General features: G+C 56.2%; 25 protein-coding genes, 1 tRNA gene and 1 pseudogene. 8 read left to right on the top strand and 19 right to left on the bottom strand.

Annotation, left to right across the window (positions count from 1 at the left end):
- Positions 1-47: 47 nt before the first annotated feature.
- The 3 genes from OQZ28_RS07655 (at position 48) to OQZ28_RS07645 (ending at position 1,897) form a co-directional block, all read left to right on the top strand.
- Positions 48-662: a hypothetical protein gene (locus OQZ28_RS07655; protein WP_458135693.1), complete on the top strand. Its 615-nt coding sequence runs from the start codon at positions 48-50 to the stop codon at positions 660-662.
- A gap of 87 nt (positions 663-749) precedes the next feature.
- Positions 750-1,571: a 2OG-Fe(II) oxygenase gene (locus OQZ28_RS07650; protein WP_458135692.1), complete on the top strand. Its 822-nt coding sequence runs from the start codon at positions 750-752 to the stop codon at positions 1,569-1,571.
- A gap of 179 nt (positions 1,572-1,750) precedes the next feature.
- Positions 1,751-1,897, top strand: a complete 147-nt coding sequence (locus OQZ28_RS07645) for a hypothetical protein (RefSeq protein WP_458135691.1) — start codon at positions 1,751-1,753, stop codon at positions 1,895-1,897.
- Between the two features lie 33 nt (positions 1,898-1,930).
- Here the strand turns inward: OQZ28_RS07645 and OQZ28_RS07640 are convergent, their stop codons facing one another.
- The 3 genes from OQZ28_RS07640 to OQZ28_RS07630 all read right to left on the bottom strand — a co-directional run bounded on the left by OQZ28_RS07640 (position 1,931) and on the right by OQZ28_RS07630 (position 3,703).
- Positions 1,931-2,107, bottom strand: coding sequence for a hypothetical protein (locus OQZ28_RS07640; protein ID WP_165399212.1), 177 nt, complete (start codon positions 2,105-2,107; stop codon positions 1,931-1,933).
- 176 nt (positions 2,108-2,283) lie between these two features.
- Positions 2,284-2,913: an acyl-homoserine-lactone synthase gene (locus OQZ28_RS07635; protein WP_458135690.1), complete on the bottom strand. Its 630-nt coding sequence runs from the start codon at positions 2,911-2,913 to the stop codon at positions 2,284-2,286.
- Between the two features lie 79 nt (positions 2,914-2,992).
- Positions 2,993-3,703, bottom strand: coding sequence for an autoinducer binding domain-containing protein (locus OQZ28_RS07630; protein ID WP_458135689.1), 711 nt, complete (start codon positions 3,701-3,703; stop codon positions 2,993-2,995).
- 434 nt (positions 3,704-4,137) lie between these two features.
- Between OQZ28_RS07630 and OQZ28_RS07625 the strand changes: the two are divergent.
- From OQZ28_RS07625 to OQZ28_RS07615, 3 genes and pseudogenes are all read left to right on the top strand, one after another.
- Positions 4,138-4,863 (top strand): annotated as a pseudogene (locus OQZ28_RS07625) (IS5 family transposase).
- Between the two features lie 99 nt (positions 4,864-4,962).
- Positions 4,963-5,741 (top strand): IS5 family transposase gene (locus OQZ28_RS07620; RefSeq protein WP_458135429.1). Its coding sequence is split into 2 segments (ribosomal slippage): positions 4,963-5,305 and positions 5,305-5,741, totalling 780 coding nucleotides; the frame shifts between segments, so codons are not numbered across the junction.
- A 59-nt stretch (positions 5,742-5,800) separates the two neighbouring features.
- Positions 5,801-6,445 carry a hypothetical protein gene (locus OQZ28_RS07615; protein ID WP_458135688.1) on the top strand — a complete coding sequence of 215 codons (645 nt, stop codon included), beginning with the start codon at positions 5,801-5,803 and terminating at the stop codon, positions 6,443-6,445.
- Here OQZ28_RS07615 and OQZ28_RS07610 read toward each other — a convergent pair.
- Positions 6,442-7,220, bottom strand: a protein-coding gene (locus OQZ28_RS07610; RefSeq protein ID WP_458135429.1) for an IS5 family transposase whose coding sequence is annotated in 2 segments (ribosomal slippage) — positions 6,442-6,878 and positions 6,878-7,220 — 780 coding nt in all. Because the reading frame shifts where the segments join, the coding sequence is not laid out codon by codon here. The genes OQZ28_RS07615 and OQZ28_RS07610 overlap by 4 nt on opposite strands.
- A 1-nt stretch (position 7,221) precedes the next feature.
- Between OQZ28_RS07610 and OQZ28_RS07605 the strand changes: the two genes are divergently transcribed.
- Complete coding sequence (locus tag OQZ28_RS07605) at positions 7,222-8,178, top strand: hypothetical protein (RefSeq protein ID WP_458135687.1); 957 nt, start codon at positions 7,222-7,224, stop codon at positions 8,176-8,178.
- 138 nt (positions 8,179-8,316) lie between these two features.
- Here OQZ28_RS07605 and OQZ28_RS07600 read toward each other — a convergent pair whose 3' ends face one another.
- The 14 genes from OQZ28_RS07600 to OQZ28_RS07535 all read right to left on the bottom strand — a co-directional run bounded on the left by OQZ28_RS07600 (position 8,317) and on the right by OQZ28_RS07535 (position 16,554).
- Positions 8,317-8,451, bottom strand: a complete 135-nt coding sequence (locus OQZ28_RS07600) for a hypothetical protein (RefSeq protein ID WP_458135686.1) — start codon at positions 8,449-8,451, stop codon at positions 8,317-8,319.
- A 94-nt stretch (positions 8,452-8,545) separates the two neighbouring features.
- Complete coding sequence (locus OQZ28_RS07595) at positions 8,546-9,136, bottom strand: hypothetical protein (protein ID WP_458135685.1); 591 nt, start codon at positions 9,134-9,136, stop codon at positions 8,546-8,548.
- Positions 9,137-9,313: 177 nt separating this feature from the next.
- A complete protein-coding gene (locus tag OQZ28_RS07590; RefSeq protein WP_458135684.1) occupies positions 9,314-9,643 on the bottom strand; it encodes a hypothetical protein in 330 nt (109 codons plus the stop codon).
- A gap of 147 nt (positions 9,644-9,790) precedes the next feature.
- Positions 9,791-10,129 carry a hypothetical protein gene (locus tag OQZ28_RS07585; protein WP_458135683.1) on the bottom strand — a complete coding sequence of 113 codons (339 nt, stop codon included), beginning with the start codon at positions 10,127-10,129 and terminating at the stop codon, positions 9,791-9,793.
- A gap of 250 nt (positions 10,130-10,379) precedes the next feature.
- Complete coding sequence (locus OQZ28_RS07580) at positions 10,380-10,916, bottom strand: hypothetical protein (protein WP_458135682.1); 537 nt, start codon at positions 10,914-10,916, stop codon at positions 10,380-10,382.
- A gap of 166 nt (positions 10,917-11,082) precedes the next feature.
- On the bottom strand, positions 11,083-11,580 hold the full coding sequence (locus OQZ28_RS07575; protein WP_458135760.1) for a hypothetical protein: 498 nt from the start codon (positions 11,578-11,580) through the stop codon (positions 11,083-11,085).
- Positions 11,580-12,008: a hypothetical protein gene (locus OQZ28_RS07570; protein WP_458135681.1), complete on the bottom strand. Its 429-nt coding sequence runs from the start codon at positions 12,006-12,008 to the stop codon at positions 11,580-11,582. The genes OQZ28_RS07575 and OQZ28_RS07570 overlap by 1 nt, the downstream gene beginning before the upstream one ends.
- 63 nt (positions 12,009-12,071) lie before the next feature.
- On the bottom strand, positions 12,072-12,533 hold the full coding sequence (locus OQZ28_RS07565; protein WP_458135680.1) for a hypothetical protein: 462 nt from the start codon (positions 12,531-12,533) through the stop codon (positions 12,072-12,074).
- 2 nt (positions 12,534-12,535) lie between these two features.
- On the bottom strand, positions 12,536-13,573 hold the full coding sequence (locus OQZ28_RS07560) for a hypothetical protein (RefSeq protein WP_458135679.1): 1,038 nt from the start codon (positions 13,571-13,573) through the stop codon (positions 12,536-12,538).
- A 3-nt stretch (positions 13,574-13,576) separates the two neighbouring features.
- On the bottom strand, positions 13,577-14,173 hold the full coding sequence (locus OQZ28_RS07555) for a YmfQ family protein (RefSeq protein WP_458135678.1): 597 nt from the start codon (positions 14,171-14,173) through the stop codon (positions 13,577-13,579).
- Positions 14,167-15,291 carry a baseplate J/gp47 family protein gene (locus OQZ28_RS07550; protein ID WP_458135677.1) on the bottom strand — a complete coding sequence of 375 codons (1,125 nt, stop codon included), beginning with the start codon at positions 15,289-15,291 and terminating at the stop codon, positions 14,167-14,169. The genes OQZ28_RS07555 and OQZ28_RS07550 overlap by 7 nt, the downstream gene beginning before the upstream one ends.
- Position 15,292: 1 nt before the next feature.
- Complete coding sequence (locus OQZ28_RS07545) at positions 15,293-15,793, bottom strand: phage GP46 family protein (protein ID WP_458135676.1); 501 nt, start codon at positions 15,791-15,793, stop codon at positions 15,293-15,295.
- Between the two features lie 23 nt (positions 15,794-15,816).
- Positions 15,817-16,326 carry a phage baseplate assembly protein domain-containing protein gene (locus OQZ28_RS07540; RefSeq protein ID WP_458135675.1) on the bottom strand — a complete coding sequence of 170 codons (510 nt, stop codon included), beginning with the start codon at positions 16,324-16,326 and terminating at the stop codon, positions 15,817-15,819.
- A 9-nt stretch (positions 16,327-16,335) separates the two neighbouring features.
- Positions 16,336-16,554 carry a hypothetical protein gene (locus OQZ28_RS07535; RefSeq protein ID WP_458135674.1) on the bottom strand — a complete coding sequence of 73 codons (219 nt, stop codon included), beginning with the start codon at positions 16,552-16,554 and terminating at the stop codon, positions 16,336-16,338.
- A gap of 251 nt (positions 16,555-16,805) precedes the next feature.
- Between OQZ28_RS07535 and OQZ28_RS07530 the strand changes: the two genes are divergently transcribed.
- A complete protein-coding gene (locus tag OQZ28_RS07530; RefSeq protein WP_458135759.1) occupies positions 16,806-17,603 on the top strand; it encodes a tyrosine-type recombinase/integrase in 798 nt (265 codons plus the stop codon).
- A gap of 71 nt (positions 17,604-17,674) precedes the next feature.
- On the opposite strand, the gene OQZ28_RS07525 is transcribed toward OQZ28_RS07530, so the two are convergent.
- A tRNA-Ser gene (locus tag OQZ28_RS07525) sits at positions 17,675-17,767 on the bottom strand.
- Positions 17,768-17,803: the final 36 nt, after the last annotated feature.

The raw sequence follows: 17,803 nt of genomic DNA, 5'->3' as shown, positions 1-17,803 counted from the left end.
AAAGCCTTCTTATCGGATTTGGAGCTTTATCTGTTGCAGGACCGGACATGACACGTGCGCACCGCAATCCAGATTTCCCCGCAGATGGAGATGCCACCCTGTGGCAGAAACTATGCGGAGAGCCTGCCGCGGATGATCCCGTTGCGCAGATGCTTGTGGCAAGTGGCCTACCCGTAATGCATGGCATTACCCTGCCAGTTGGTACAGACGAACGTGTGGAGATTGATCACATATTTGCCAGCGCAGACGGGTTGCATACCTTACATGCGGAACATTACATCGCGTGGATCAATGCGCCTTCTCCTGAAAAAGAAATCCGGTCGCAGGGCAGTGCTGGAAATTTTGCCTATAATGATGATTTCCTGCAAAGTTTCCTGAAACTGGCAGAGGCCGTCAGCACCACCATAAATGATCCATTACCGACACAGGACGGAACCCCCGTTCCCGTGACGGGCCATTTCCTACTCCCGTACAAGGTACCACTGATGGCCCCCTTGCAGGATCATGCTCTTCTCCTCCCGGAACTGGAAAACATGCTGAATACCTTGGCCAGCAGGGGCACCATTCCTGCCAAATATGGCGAGGCATGGTGTCATATTGAAACAGTACATCATAAATATGTAGTCGCATCGTCACAGATACAGAATCGAAGTCCCTTCTGAACTTTCCTTGTCTACGCAGCGGATAGGATTCACTAAAAAAATTCTGATACTCTGCCGCACCCGGAAAGGCTATTATTAGGATAGCAGATGTCTTACGTACCCCTGTTAAAAAGAATGGACTGGTCTGATACTTCCCGGATGAATAGTCTTGCGCAAGAGTTCAAGACAGCCAGGCCATTTCCACATCTGGTCATGGACGGAATGTTCTGTGATTCCCTGCTGAACGAAGCGTTGCAGGCCTTTAATCTCGATCACGTAAACAATGTAAATGTATTCCAGAACCAGCTTCAGTCAAAGCGTTCAACCAGCACACAATCCGTCATGCCTTCTGCAATACAACGGTATTTTGATATTGTGAATGGCGCGCCATTCCTCCGGCTACTGACCAGATTGACAGGAATCCCGAATCTGCTTCCCGACCCTTATTTTTATGGAGGTGGCATGCACGAAGTCGCGGGGCAGGGACATTTTCAGGTTCATACCGATTTTCGTTATCACCCCCATACGTGTCTTGAAAATCGACTGGCTTTGCTGACCTATCTCAACCATGACTGGAAGCCGGAATATGGCGGCATGCTGGAACTGTGGCAGGACAATCCACCCCGCCCCGTCAAAAAAATTGTTCCCCGGTTTGGGCGCAGCGTTCTCATGCTCCAGTCACCTAATTCATGGCATGGACACCCCCAGGCCGCGCAAGAAGGGTATCTACGGCGGACACTCATTACATATTTTTATACGGCACCAAAAATAAAAACCGACAGGACGGCACAAAGCACGATCTATCTATCCAACAGCGGACAATCGACCATGCAGAGAGCGGAAATCCTCATACGGAACATACTTCCGCATTTTGTTATTGATACAGCAAGATGGATACGGCACAGAAAACGTAAGCAAAACTTTAGATGAAATTTTAATTGAGAGCCATATCTTACAAATTATCGTTAAGCCTGTGATCATGGGATGGCTCGCTCGAACTGTCAGGCCGTTCAGAATATGCCCAGCATATTCGTGATGCCGCCAGTAATTGAACTTGTAGCGGGTGGGACTGGATCGATCAGGCCGAACCGGACAACCTGCATGCCAAGATGAAGGCGGTCCTGTTCCTGCTGAAGATCAAGAAGAACCGGGGCATCTGCCCTCGCGTCGAGCAGGCGCGGCAGAACTGGCTGCGACGGAGGCGGGTCATGTCGCTGAGGGCGAAGAAGATGAGGAAGCGTGAGTTGATCGCGTAGAAAATTAGGCGGCTCCGGGTGGAGCGACCTAACTTACACCGGATGCCAGCTTGACAATTGACGCCGGGCCATATCCATAAATTTTTCCTTTTCATCTTCTGTGGCGCCGCCGGATGTCAAATTCGATGTGGCCTCCCATTTCCGAAATGGATAGCGTTGTGAGAACAGTTTCTTTGCGAGGTATTCAATATCACCGTCGCGGATAAACAATTTATTACTCCTATTAAAATTTTATTTATTTATTTATTTCAATATTTATTATTATTTCTGTGATGGAGAGCGAATTGTCAGTCTGTGTTAGACCGCACCTTCTTGCTTCTTCGCGCAGAAACGATAACGCGGCTTTAATATCATTTGCTTTCGTTTTCGTATCTTCATTCATATTGTTATGCTGCATTCTGGTGCTCAATGCTGTCATTATTGAGGACGGTATAGTGGATATTCAGCTTTTCTCGTGCCTTATCAAGAACATCCTGCGAGACGGGCACTACGGCAGAAGCGACATCATGGCCTGATGGAAGCGTCTTTCTCATATGAATATGAGCTTCTACACCGGCTCCGGGTACAATCCGCTTGAGAACGCCCCACGCGGTCAGGAACAGATAGGTGTCAATCCCATTCAGAACCGAAAACTCAATGCATGCCAGGATCAGTTCGGCCGAAATCTGCTTGCGCAGGGATAGCGACATGTTGCGCTCGACGCCAAAACGGGTGATTTCCCATACGTTCGACCCGGAGAGAACAATCTGACTGGGCATCATATCGGGCCAGAGTGTTTCCAGCATGTAAGGCCGGTTTGTTGGCAGCAGACGGACCATACCCCTGACCACGCCAGCGACATCGCGCCACACAAGATAGACGGAGGCAGGAGTATCGAACTGGTCGTATTCCATACCTTTGTAGAAGGGAACTTCCCACTGCTCATTGGCCACAAAATGCCGGTAGCGAAACCTAAACTGCTCAGCGAGGGCTGTTCCGCACCAATGGGCGTTTTCAACGGTTACGACTTCGATCATGGATACGCCCTCTTGCTGTTGGGTAAGAGGATTATTCATGAAAATCGACAGTCAGGTTACCTGTCAGGTCTGACAGGTTTTACAGTTCAATCAGACCAGCGCAAATGGCCTTCACCACTCCCATGATACGATTTGTACATTTCAGCTTCAGCAACGCATTGTTGATATGGAAATTAACGGTTCTCTCACTGACACCAACAATCATCCCGGTTTCCCATGAGCTTTTACCCTTGGCTGTCCATCTCAGACATTCTTTTTCACGCGGGGTAAGAATAGGGACCAATACATCTGCCGGTTCATCCAGCTTTTTATAACTGGTAATGAAAAAATTAGATAAGGCACGCAGATAAATTTCAACTTCTTGATCTACGTTTTTGTCTGTAAATGCAAAACATATGGCATAAACCAATCTGTCATGTGTATGGAATGGTATTGTCATTCCCTTTTTTATACCAAATTCTGACACATCCTTGATTATCTTTTTTTCTCTTTGGTTTATATTGAGGATTTCATGCCAAAAATACGGATGACTCATAAATCTAGATTTTTTTATTATTGGATCATAACTTATATAATTATTCTCAATATAAAAATTTACCCATTCCTCTGGATAGCCGACATGTATAAAATTTTCCTTAGGATCTTCAGTCCTGTTTAATTCCACAATGGTTATATGGACGCCGCCAACGGTCAGGGCGGCGTCAAGGTAGGCGGTTAGAAGATCGTGTTTAGTGCTTGCGTTCTCGAAGTCATGCAGCTTCGATAGGAGGTCGATTGTCAATCCCGCCATCTATTGCGTTGCCTCATGATACCATTCAAGGATAAGCCTAAATTATATGATATCCTTATTCTATATATTTATGACCGCACTCATCATTATGGTAGCTTGGCTCGCTTTTGAGGCCGGCAGCCAGATCATTCCATCCTGCCCCGGCGACACTGTGTTGTGGTTCAACCAGAACACCCACATTTATCACCTGCCGGGCTGACGTGCCCCCGAAAATGTGCCCATTTTAAGGTAGCGTCCGATCGAGAAGGATACGGACGGATGAAACGCAGTTCCTTTGCGGATCTTATCTTCATGACCTTGCAGCCACGTCCGAAGCAAAGCGCACAGAAGACCACATTAGGGCGTGTCGTCAGTTAAGCGGGAGGATTATGCCGCTTGTACTCCCGTTTGATCTGTGATGTTTTCTTCCTGTGTCTGGGACGGGGAGAGTGGGAATGCGACGGTATGGTCTGAGCGACAGTCAATGGGAGCGGATAAAGGACCTTCTCCCGGGTCGTGAAGGTCATGTCGGTGGAACGGCTGCGGATAACCGCCTGTTTGTGGAAGCCGTGCTGTATCGTTACCGTGCTGGCATTCCCTGGCGTGATCTGCCTGTCCGGTTCGGGGACTGGAAGAACGTCCACCGGCGGCTGCGTCGCTGGTGCGAAGGCGGTGTGATCGAACGGATTTTCCGGCATCTGGCTGCTGACCATGACAACGAATACATGATGATCGACAGCACGATTGTCCGGGCTCACCAGCATAGTGCGGGCGCCCGTAAAAAAGGGGCGCGGATCAGGCTATCGGCCGATCCCGTGGCGGACTGACCACCAAAATTCATGCTATTGTCAATGCTGCGGGAAAGGTTGTGGCTCTTTCCCTGACACCCGGGCAAAGGGCGGACATCACTGAAGCAGAACCCCTGCTGGATGAAGTCGACCCCGAGGGCCTTCATCGCCGACAAGGCTTATGACGCCGATCCCCTCATCGAAAAGCTTGAAGCACGGGGTATCATACCGGTTATCCCGTCAAAGAAAAACCGACGCAATCCATGGAAAATCCTGTTCTCGCTTTATAAAAAACGAAACATCATTGAACGCTTCTTCGCCAGCCTGAAGCAGTTCAGAGGCATAGCAACACGCTATGACAAGCTAAAATCAACCTTCCTAGCAGCAGCATAACTCGTCTCCGTTGTCATCGGAGCTAACTGACGACACCCCCTAGGGCCTGTTAGGCCTTGAATGACAGAACGGATTGCATAGCTGTTTATGATGAGCATGATGCAGTCTGTCTTTTCTGATGCCGCCTGGTCTGTCTGGGAGCCGTTGATCGAAGAAGTCCGTCCGAAGGGGAAGACCCCACCGAAAAACCTTCGACGGACGATCTCCGCGATTTTCTGGCGCCATCAGAACGGCGCGAAGTGGCGCGCCCTGCCATCTGAGTTTGGTCCCTGGTGGATTGCCGCACAGTTGTTCATTCGCTGGTCGAAGCTTGGGGTGTGGCAGCGTCTCTTTGAAAAGGTAAGAGGCACTGACCCGGAATTGGGCATGGTCTTTCTCGATGGCACGACGATCCGTGCTCATCACAAGGCGGCCGGGGCCGCCAAAAAAGGGGATACGGTGAACGCCGCAGAGATCGTGAGGCGCTTGGCCGCTCACGTGGAGGCTTTGGCACCAAGGTCTGCGTAGCGGCAGATGGACATGGCAAAGCATTGTCCTTCACACTGTCGCCCGGACAGGCACATGAACTGCCATCCGCTTATGCCCTGCTCGACGACCTGCCACACCCACCGACCTATGTTGTTTGTGATCGCGGATATGCTTCGCATAAATTCCGTGAATATCTCTGGGACCGGGGATCTCGTCCTGTCATTCCGCCAAGGAAGAATGATCCAGAAGTCGCCTGTCCCAGATGGGCTTACAGACACCGGCATCTGGTCGAAAATCTGTGGGCAAGGCTCAAGGAATGGCGGGCTGTCGCGACCCGATATGAGAAAACCGCGGCATCCTTCCTCTCCGTCATCCTCATCGCGGCTACAGCAGAATATATCAAGGCCTAACAGGCCCTAAAGCTTTGGTATACTAAAATATATTGTATGTTTATTCAGGAGAATAGTAAATGTCCACGTTTCTGAGCGACCATTTTGGCATTAATGAGAACGTATTTGAAGAATACGGGGCGTTAAACGTATCGGTTATCAATGACCTGCCATTGTTCATTGATCCATTTTTACTTTTCCATAGTGAAAAATCTGAATATGTCGAACTTCACGAGAAGATTATTCAATACCTTGTGTTTCTGAGGGATCGTGCGGCAGCGGGAAGTGTAAGCGAAGGCCAACTGCAAAATTGGTACTGTTTTCCAGAAGTCAAGCAAAACTGGCTAGGATTTTCTGTGAGCGGGAACAGTGGTGCTGGTTTAGGCATAGACTTTGCCAGGAATTTGCATGCCAATCTGCATGTCATATTCTCGAATTTTGGTGAAGAAAAAATAACCGAAAGTAGCCATATCGAGAAAGTATGCCTTGTGGCGGATGGAGTGGGTCGCGACAATATAAGCGATTTTACCACTAATCTAATTAAAGACTTTCTCTGCCGATATACTGAGGCATTTGCCGCCACCCATCTTCCCGCAGATGCCATAAAAGAGGTGTGGGTGGATCGAGCTGTATTTCATTACGAGACCCAGAGTTGGGCAAGGAAGCGATATAAACTGCCTACGATCAACGGTGACTATATCATTTTGACTCCTAGGGCCTGTTAGGCCTTGATATATTCTGCTGTAGCCGCGATGAGGATGACGGAGAGGAAGGATGCCGCGGTTTTCTCATATCGGGTCGCGACAGCCCGCCATTCCTTGAGCCTTGCCCACAGATTTTCGACCAGATGCCGGTGTCTGTAAGCCCATCTGGGACAGGCGACTTCTGGATCATTCTTCCTTGGCGGAATGACAGGACGAGATCCCCGGTCCCAGAGATATTCACGGAATTTATGCGAAGCATATCCGCGATCACAAACAACATAGGTCGGTGGGTGTGGCAGGTCGTCGAGCAGGGCATAAGCGGATGGCAGTTCATGTGCCTGTCCGGGCGACAGTGTGAAGGACAATGCTTTGCCATGTCCATCTGCCGCTACGCAGACCTTGGTGCCAAAGCCTCCACGTGAGCGGCCAAGCGCCTCACGATCTCTGCGGCGTTCACCGTATCCCCTTTTTTGGCGGCCCCGGCCGCCTTGTGATGAGCACGGATCGTCGTGCCATCGAGAAAGACCATGCCCAATTCCGGGTCAGTGCCTCTTACCTTTTCAAAGAGACGCTGCCACACCCCAAGCTTCGACCAGCGAATGAACAACTGTGCGGCAATCCACCAGGGACCAAACTCAGATGGCAGGGCGCGCCACTTCGCGCCGTTCTGATGGCGCCAGAAAATCGCGGAGATCGTCCGTCGAAGGTTTTTCGGTGGGGTCTTCCCCTTCGGACGGACTTCTTCGATCAACGGCTCCCAGACAGACCAGGCGGCATCAGAAAAGACAGACTGCATCATGCTCATCATAAACAGCTATGCAATCCGTTCTGTCATTCAAGGCCTAACAGGCCCTAGAGATATGCTCACCCGCGATGAAAACTGGATTAATCGCAAAGACTTAATTGGCCAATTTGAAGAGATACCCGAAGCTATCCCTGATCCACAGATCAGAGCGGCTGTCTTCGGATACTTTGAAGAAGAACTACGTCGTAGAGTTAAGCCTGTCGCTCCCTCTCCGACGAGGCAGGAACGGCGGCGCTGGCGGGAGCCGAGGGAACCAAAGCCGACGCAGAAGGACCGCTCCGCCGCAGCGCTTGCGACTATACAAAAGTTTCCGCATATCATCGACTATTTCATTCGCTTGAAGGAGATGCAGGGAGAGCAAGCAAATAATTTGAGCGAGGAGAGGGTTTTCGCGATCGAATATATGTTCATAAAGCAATTGCAGCATCTTCAAGCTATTCTGGTTGCGCAAACAGAGTTTTATAAGATCGGGAAAAATACCTATGAAGAAGCTCATGCTCGCTTAGCCTATTTGAAGGATGTGATCGAGAATAAGGGTGGGCAACGCTTCTTCTACGATGACAAGGGGGTACCGATTGGGCGCGAGAAGGACTTGCATGTCCTGTATCGATTAGTTTGGTTTGGCACACCGTCCGATATTAGTGCCGAAGTAAACGATGGTCGTGGTCCTGTCGATTTTAAGGCTAGCCGAAGCCGGGAAAAGACCCTTATTGAAATGAAGCTCGCTAAAAATACTAAACTAGAGCAGAACCTAGCCAAACAGGCAGAAATTTATCAGGCAGCAAGTGATGCAGAGCAGGCTATCAAAGCCATTCTCTACTTCACGGAAGCCGAATTTCGGAGGGTAAAAACTATTCTTAAGAAATTGGGCTTGGAAGGGAATAAAGATGTTGTTTTGATCGATGCTAGGCGAGACAACAAGCCCTCCGGATCAAAAGCAAAGGCCTAACAAGTGTAAGGCACATCAGCACAGCGCTTAAGCGCCCACCATCTTTTTGCAAAGGCAAGTGACTGCTTATTGCATTTGCAGTTCATAACTGGACAGTCCGAAATCCCCCAAAGTTGCCATAGGGGCACAGTTGGACCGTTACCCCAACCCACGATCCCGCAACTGCGCTGCCACATAAAATGCATGCAACTTGATCGGAATCGTGACCAGCAACCCGATGAGGACGACAACGCCGCCCGCACCGGAGATGACGCCCTCCATGAAGGGCGTCATCGTGAGTTGCTCGCCAGATAGGCCAGCAGGATGAAACCCGCCAGCACGCCGCCAATGGTGCTGGCAGCCCAGAGGGCGAAGATGCCGGTGCGCGTCATGCCGTCACCCCCAGCACCCTGAGCGCCTGCTGCACCTGTGCCTGCGAGGGGGCAGGTGTGGCGCTGGCCATAAGCCCGACGGGGCGGCGCACGGCCACGCTGTCCAGCAGGGCCTTGAAGGCCGACACGATGGTGGCTAGCGCGTTCAGGGCGGTATTGGCGTTGGAGAGGTCGGTGCTGGCGACCTTCGTCTCGACGCCGGTGATGGCAGCGCTCAGGTCGCTTTCGACCGTGCCGAGGGCGGAGAGCACGCTGTCCACCCGGCTTTTCCAGTTCGTGTCATCGTAGGTGATGGTCAGCGTGGATCCGGCGGCATTGGAAAAGGCGTTCAGGGCAGCACCCAGGGCGGTATCACCCGCATTGATGATCGCAACGGTCGGCGCGCCAATGGCGCTGGCGAGGGCTGCGATGCTGAGAATGGTCGAGACGGCATTGAGGCCTGCCTGCCCATAATCCTTGATGGCCGCCACGTTGAGCGTGAGGGTAGTGACCTCACCGTTTTTCGTAATCGTGCAGGCTGTCAGGGCTGCGCCTGCGACCAGGGCGGACGAGCCGCGCAGGAAGGCGCGGCGGGTGGGGTTATGCATGGAGGACTCCCGTTCAAAAACCGCCCGGCTGCGGGGCGGTTACTTTGGGTTGCAATTCAGGACATACTTTCGCCCTAAAGTTGCATATGATGAGAAGTGCAGCCCCGGAGTGCATCGGCCATCCACCTGGCACCGGGGCTGTCTTCCTTAAATTCTGCGACCGTTCAGGCCCGCCGCTCAGCGCAGCGGCTGGCCGGGCACGACCGGGCGCGGAGCCTCGACCTTTTCCGGGGCAGGTGTTGCGGCCGGGGTCGCGCTTGCCGTGGCAGGCTTGGTCTCGATCGCCGTTTTCAGGTCGGTGATGCCGGTGAGAATCTTCGTCACGGCGGCATCGATGCCAGCCAGGTCGAGGTTGGGCGCGGCGCGGGCCACGATCACCGGCACCAGCGTTTGCAGCAGGGTGCCTGTCAGCTGGATGTCGGCCTGTGCCGTAGCCGTGTCGCGCTTGCCCAGCGCGGTCTCGATCAGGGTCTCGAGGGCAGGGATGGTGGTGGTTGCGTCAGCCATGGGTGATCTCTCCCAATAAAAAACCGCCTCACGGGCGGTTACTTTAGGTTGTATTTTGTTGCACGAAGTCGCGCTCAGGTTGCGTATCGTGCCCGCGCAGTCCCGGCCCTTATCGGCCATCCAACCACGGGGCCGGGGCTGCGCCCGTCAGGCAGGCGGGGAGGCGCGTGCCGGTGGCTTGCCGGGGCGCGTGGAGCCGGGCGGCACATCGAGGCGCTGCTCGACTTCCTGCCGGGGCACCTTGGCCGGGACCATCGCGGCCTTCCTGCCCGGCTGGTAGGCGGGCAGGTTCCACCCGCGCGCCTGGGCGATGGCGGTGACGATGGTCCAGACCAACACCCATTTCGAGGTGGGGTCAGGCGGCCGCCAGAACCGCGCGATCAGGGCGCAGGTCGAGATCAGGAACGACAGGATCACCACGACATTCCCGGCATACTGGGCCGGGAGCATCGACAGCACATCCTGCAGGAGGGAGAACGGGTCCATGTCAGGCCTCTATAGTTTTTTTGGAATAGACCGAAGGCAATGCTTTAGGAATAATAATGATCGAGATCTATAGTAGTATAACGTGATAATAACATGAATTAATTCATTAATTATGATATTTTTTATATCAAATAATGATATAGAAAATTGTTTTATTTATAATATTTACATAAACTACAATAAAAAATTAGTCCTATAAACATAAAAAACCGCCCATAAGGGCGGTTTACATATAAAAAATAATTTAATATTAATTATCAAAAATATCTGTTGGTCTTTTTGGTAATACGGCAGTTTTTTTATCTATCCCTTTATATATATCAGAAATTATATTTATATATTTACTCATATTAGGAGTAAATTTTTCATCTAACATTTTTGCTATACCAAACTGGATGGCACACCATTCTAATTCTCCTTGTGCTTGTTGTTTTAGGAAAGAAGAGGCTGGAATGGGTGTCTTAGAATAAAGACTTTCGTCTGGTTTTCCAGGCTCCGAGATAATATATGGCGAGCCGTCTTTTTTAGAGTACCATTCCTGCCCGCGATAATCATCTATGAGAGACCATTTTTGGGTTTTCTCATCCCATACCGCCACCTTACCCTTTTCATGTTCTGGGGGAGCTTGTAATGTACTGTATGCCGGATGACCAACACCGATAGAAAAGTAATTTTCATAATTGCTTCTATAACACCCATAACTATCATAGTTATAGATAGTTAAATATCCAGCTTTTGTTGCAAATCCTTGGGGGCCGATTTCAGCTATTGGTTGATTGTTTTCCATTGTTAATCCTTAGTGTTTTTTTAGTCTCCATTATTCAAGATAAGTTTTCTTTCTCTTTTTTCAATACCATAATTTCCATATTGATAGATTTTGAAAACTTTTTTGCAGATCTTGCAGTTGAAGACATCAATTGAGCATCTTTACGAGAGATGCTGAGTTGATACCGTCAGCTCTCTATGGCTTGCTGGAACAGGACGATGTGCTGCGGGTCCACGTCCCCTGCCCCCAGCGCGGTGTTGTAATTGGTTTTCCAGAACCGGCATTGCCCCGCCGCGTCCTCGGCGCCGGGCAGCGGATCGGGCGCGCGGTAGCATTTCAGCCGGGCCATGGCACAGGCATAGGGCAGGTTGCCCACCAGTTGCGTGGCGCGGTCCGACCCCACGGGCCAGCCGGCCTGCAGGGCGAGCAGCCGGGCGCGGATGGACGACAGGCGTGGTGCTGGCAGGAAGGTGGCCCAGATGTCGTCATGCGTGAACGGCTCCATCTGCCACAGCCCCAGCGCCGGGCCGTCGCCTTCCTGCACCAGCACGCGGCAACCCGTTTCAGCCAGGGCGATGCCCGCCAGCAGGTTGATCGCCGCCGGGCCACCGAGGCCGATGAAGGCGAGCGTGGGCGCAATGACACGGGCCTTGAGGTCGGCCAGCAGGCCGGGCGGTGCGGTTATCACGACCCATACCCGAACGCGCGCTTGCAGAACGACCATGCGGCATCGCCAATCTGCCCCCAGCCCAGCAGGCCGGTGGCCAGCACGATGAAGGTCATGGTCACCCACGAGGTCAGTTTCAGGCCGCCTTCGATGCGGGCCAGCCTGCCCGATATCTCGTTATTGCGCTCGGTGGCCGTGTCGGTCATGTCGTCCACGCGCTCCATGATCTCGCGCCGGGTCTGGGCGCCGGTATCGGCCATTGATTTTGTCAGGTCGCGCCGCAGGTCAGAGAACTGGACAGACAGGGTATTCAGCCCGTCGCGCAGGTTGTCGTGGCCGCCCTCGACCTTGGCCAGCCGCTCACGCACGCGGGCCAGATCCTCCACCGTGGCGCAGCGCATCGGCGCCACCGGGCCGCCTTGCGTCAGGGGTGCTGTTTCACTCATTCATTTTCTCATAAAAAAACCGCCCGGATGGGCGGCGTGGCAGGCGCGGGTTGTGCGGGCGGGTCAGGTCGTGGCTGTCGTGGTTGAGGCGGTCGCCCCGTTCAGGTCAGCCGGAGCCGCAGGCAGTGCCGTGCTGGTTGTGTCCGTGCCGTTGGCAATGGCCTGCAGGGCCTTGAGATAGGTCACGACATCGGCAGGCGTTGTCTCTCCGTACATGCCGTATGCCTGCCATGTGGATGATGCTGCTGCGGTCAGGGCGTTCTGCGCCTGCGTTTTGAGCGGCACCACAACAGCAGGCGGCGTGTAAGACACAATCGCTCCGGCCTGCACGCCCTGACCCGTGGGTAAGCGGGCAGCCCATTGCGCTTCTGTCAGCGCGATCATGGCAGAAGCGGCCGGAACAGCGGTCACATCGTTCATGCTCCACACATCATACCAACCGGTGACGGGCGTAGGCTGGGCGGCGGTTGCGTCGTATGCGGCATAATATCGAGCGGGATAATTTTTCTGAATGTCTGCGCTCATGTTTATGCCATCCCTACTGCATACACTCTGATAACTATCGGTGTGGTTATGCCATCATTGCTAGTAGTGTTTAGGTATCTAAAATCAATGGATGCACTTGTTTCTGTTCGCTTTCCATAATAATCATTCACAATAACTGAAGCGTCAGGGTTTCCATTCACCGCATCTATATGGTCGGGCGCATAAAATAGATTTGGAACATTCAAAAATGCCTGCGGATACGTAAATGTTCCAGCATCCTTCACAGATACTACAAATGACTGGAACAGCATCGGGCCCATGCGCCAGATATAGACCTCATTACCCGCTGCATCCGTTGTGGTTGAGACGGATGATGTTTCGTAATTTGCCTGCAACTGACCGAGAGGGACCGGGTTTTGGGCAGCGGCAGCATCTGGAACCAGCGTGGACTTGACGCCGGACAGGTCGAGCGTGCCGGTTTTGAGCGCCAGCGTGCCCGCGTTCGCGGTGCCCGGCGTGCCACCGGTCGCGGTCAGGGTGGCGTCAGGCGTGGCGTTACCCGTGGTGGGTGCCCCTGCCGACCAGAAGCGGTGCGTGACCGTGCTCGCAGCGGTTTTGCTGCCCCAGTCCATATTTCCGGTCACGTTGCCGCCACCCAGCGGCAGATATCCCGAAATAGCTGCGGAGACGGCCGCAGTGGTGGCCAGCCATACGGTCGTGCTGCCATAGGTAAACGCGGGCGCTGCCTTGGCGGCGGAATAGTAGAGCACGCTACCCGCCACATCACCCGTGGCCAGCACGCCGGGGGAGCCGAGCACGGCGCCGCTCGCGGCCTGTTTGGCCAGCGCCTTGATGGCGGCCGAGAGCTGCCCCCAGTTGGCGGGGTCCAGCGTCAGGCCTGCATCGAGGATGGGCTGGATGACCTCGGCCATGAGCATGTTGTAGTGCGCGGCCGGGAAGTCGGTGGCGGGGATGGTGGCCGCCGGGTTGCCATCCGTGGCCCAGCCGGGCGTGCCGGTGGCGGGCATCGTGTCGCGGCTGGCCTCGGCGACCGTGCCGGTGCCGATGATGAGGTCCATCGGTTATCCTTCGCTGTAGTTGAAGATCAGGATGGTGTGGGCGGGTTTGCGCGCGGTCAGCTCGCATTGCAGGACGGTGCTGCCCCAGGTGGCGAAGGGCTCGCCAAAGGCGTTGCCGAAGCGCAGGGGCGTGACCGTGAACTGCGGGGCGTTGACCTGCCACGTATGCGCCCAGGCATCGCCGCCAAACGGCGTGCCGAACTTGCGGCCAAAGCGGCTGGGCGCGAACTCGGTGATGGTGATGTCAAACCCGAGGGTTTTGGCAAACGCGATGAAGTAGGCGACGGACGCCCCGCCATTATCGGTCAGCCGGGCCACCACCTGCGCGCGCCGTAGCTCCACCGTGGGGCTCTCGCCCGCGCAGGGATCGGGCAGGCCGAGGGTGGCTTCCCATTCCGGCAGCAGGTTGGCCGTAGTCGAGGGGAAGGCATCGGCGATCAGGCCGCCGGCCGACTGCCCGCTGCGCTGGAAGGTCGGTGCCCACACGCCTGCGATCTGGTACGGCATGCCATCAGGCTCACGCGACCAGATGCGCCCGCGTGGCAGCAGGTTGAGCAGGGCCGTGCGGAAATCCGACGTGGAAAAGAGGGGCGCTACCATGCCACACCATCCGCGCCGCTGACCGTGCCCAGCACCGGCATGCTGCCCGGGTTGGCGCCCACCACGGGATCGGTCGGGCTTTTGACCTCGAAGCTGTCCAGCCCGATGGCGGCGATGGCCTCCTGCCAGTCATTGGGGTTGATGGTGCCGCCGGGAGCGGATTTGCGCCGGAACATGTCGGCCAGCGCGGTCTTGATGGCGGCATGGTTGGCCGTGGTGTCGCCCGTGCCGAGGTCGGTGATGACGAAGTCCACCGGCTGGGCGATGGACGCGCAGACAATGACCAGCGCAGTGACGGGGCGCTCGGCCTGAATCGCGTTGGCTACGGCCAGCTGGTCGCCCGTGGCCGTGGTGTAGCGGGGATCGCCTGCCGCCGTGCCATCGGTGCCGACCGGGAAACCGCCCGTGGCGGCGTTGGCCTCATCGAGCATGATGTAGACCACCACCGTGCCCGCACCGAAGCCGTTGCCCACGCACCACGCACGGGTGACGCCGGTCACGGCCTCGGCCCAGTCCACGTAATCCGCCTGCTTGCCGTCCTCCCCCTGCGCCTGGAATGCCTCCATCACGCGGGTGCGGAAATCGTCCTCATCCTCGATGTCGGCCCCGCTGACCGTTACTCCCGTGACCGTGCCGCTGGTCTGGATGCCGGGCACCGGGCTGGACAGGGTGGCGATGGTACCCAGCGTGACGCCAGCACTGCCGGTGCTGCTGGCGGTCCAGCTGACCACGGTCTCGCCATCGGCCGTAACACTCTCGGCCGAGGCCGTGGCCAGCACGCCGCCCTGGAGTGCTAACTGCGTGCCTACGGGAATGGGGCTGGTGCCGGTAGCCGGGAAGGTGGCCGTGCCGGTCGCCGCCGTGGCCCCCTTGCGGTACACGCCCTTGAGCGCGCCCCATGCGGCCAGATATTCATCCGTGGCCGTCCACGGCACGGATTGCAGGGAAACCCAGTCGATATAGCCGTAATGCAGCCACGCCAGCCCGGCCAGCACCATGGCCAGCACATACAGCACGGAGAATCGCAGCACGGCCACGACGCCGGGGATGCCACCGCTGACGACATCCTGCAGGGCCTGCTGGCGCAGCTGCGACAGGGTGGGGCGTGGATAGGCCATATCAGGTCAGGCCCTCCCAGGCCCATGAGAAGGTGAATGTCTGGGGCGTGCTGTTGCCCGGCTGGGTGAGGGTGACGGAGAACTCGGCCATGGTGGGGATGGTGGGGCTCCACCACGCGCTGACCGCGATCGAGCGCACCACGCCATCATCGACCAGCCATTGCAGGGCCTCGGTGCAGATGCTCTCGATCTCGCGCGGGATGGCCCGCGTGCCCACCTTCACCGCGCGCCTGAGCTGCCACAGGCGCGAGCCGATGGGCAGGTCGGCAAAGGCATCGCCCCACCAGCCGCGCCGGTCGGCTGCAGCCGTGCCGGGCGCGCCGCCGGGCGACTGGATGCCTGCCGCCGTGTCGGCCGATGAGGGCTGCTCGGGGGCCACGCGGTCTGTGAACAGCGAGACCATCACGGCCGAGCGCAGCGGGTTGTCGAGTGCGAGGTCACCGGACACGATGGGCCAGTCGCCGCGGGCTTCGCGGACGTTCCAGGTGATTGCGATATCCATGGAGAAAGCCTGTATTCTGCGGCCTAGCTGGCCTCGGGCGCACCGGACTTGCCGCTGCCCGGCGTGACGCCGCCATGCGGGTGTGTGGAAAGCTTGATGCCCTGCGCCACGACCTTATTGCCGGTGATGGTGCCGGTGGCCGTCAGGTCGCCGGTCAGGGCTGTCTTGCCGTTGGCGGGAACGATGGCGATGGAGCCATCCTCCTTGAGCCAGATCCGGCTGCCGGTGGCGGGGCTGTAGATGCACGTCTCGCCGGGCTGCAGGTCTCTTGGCCTGCTGTTCTGGTCATTGCTGGCGATGGATACGCCGCGCTGGCGGTTGCCACCGATGAAGACGATGACATGATCGGAATCCGCCAGCGGGCGGCAGGCGAAGCCTGCGTGCTGCATGAGCGGCATGTCGCTGTGGATCTCGCCCATGGCCAGCGTAGCCTGCACGGTTGGCGTGGCGGGCGTCTCATCCGTATCGGCGGTCTGCCGCCCGATGCCGATCAGCATCATCACGCCCCGGGCAATGCGAGGGAGAAATGGCATATGACGTCCTTAGCCTGACTGGTTCTGACCCGATGCCAGCGCCTGGAAAAAGGCGCTCTGCATCAGCGGGTTGATGATCGGTTCAACCGCATAGGCGGCCGGGTCCATCAGCGTGACATCGGCATGCGTGCCTTCGCCGATGACCTGCCGCAGGACCAGTTCGCCGATCAGCAGGTCGAACTGCCGCACGCCCCCCAGATAGGAGACGGGCGCGAGCGTGTTCGGCAACCAAGTTGCCTGCGTCATCGCGCCAGCTATCGCATGTCACTGAGATCGGGTAGGCGCGGCCATATCGCCGGTTGATCTCCCACTGCACGCGCTGGCGGGCGATGGCGGCATTATTATCGCCAATCTCCACCGGGATGAGCATGTTGCGGGTGCGCTTTACGCCGTGGTCAAAGGCCTGCGCATCGAAGGGTGCCGTGTTGGCGCGCATCTGCTGCACGGCCTTGCCGGTCTGGGACGATTCAAACAGCGTGATGGCGCCGATGTTCAGGGCCTGCATACCGGAAAAACGCCTGGCCAAGCGCATCGGCTCGGTCAGGCTGCACGGGGAGGGGAAGCAGATTTCCAACGCCTCCATCCAGCGCGACCTGACCGCGCTCTCGCGCCTGCTGAGCTTCTGCTGCTCGATCGGCTGGCGCACCGACAACCCGGTCCAGGCCTTTGACCGCACGATCATCCGCGAGCGGCGCGAGCCAAAGCGCCCGCCCACGCGCCGGGAAATCCAGACTGCCATCGATGCGGCCCCACCCGGCATCGCGGGCATCCTGACCCTGCTGGCCGAGACCGGCATGCGGATGAACGAGGCGGTAATGCTCGAGCGCTGGCAGGTGGACAGTTCCAAGCGCCAGATCCTGCTGACCAAAACCAAGACCAGCAGGCCACGCACCATCAGCTGGCATACGCCCGGCGGCAATGCCACCCAGGCGCTGGAGCAGGGGGCAGCCACGGGCTTTCTCTACACGAGCGGCACCACGGGCAAGCCGTTCGCCAATTTCTCATCCAACCATGCCCAGATCATGCGGCGCATCCAGCGTGACAACCCGCTGTTCCGGCGCTTCGGGGTGCATGACCTGAGGCATGCCTTCGCGGTGCGCTGGCTGAAAGAGGGTGGGAATATCTATCGCCTGTCCCGCCACCTTGGACACAGTTCCGTGAAGGTGACCGAACAGAACTATCTGGGCTTCCTGACCGTGGAAGAGCAGGAGCGGGTCCAGTTCCAGGCGGAGCAGATTTTTGAAGGGGTCCCCACAAAATCCCCCACAGTGGCCTGAAAAACCGTCCAGAAACGACCAAAGCGCCCCGTGGGGCGCTTGGCAATTTCTCGTTTATTTACAAGAAGTTCTGGCGGAGGGGAAGGGATTCGAACCCTCGATACGATTTGACATCGTATAACGGTTTAGCAAACCGCCGCCTTCAGCCACTCGGCCACCCCTCCGCCGAAGAGCGCGCATTATAAGTAACACGGCGTTTG

It is taken from the genome of Komagataeibacter sp. NFXK3 (assembly GCF_054182245.1).
Note: the sequence above shows the minus strand (reverse complement) of the source record. Positions and strands in the feature narration are given on the sequence as shown.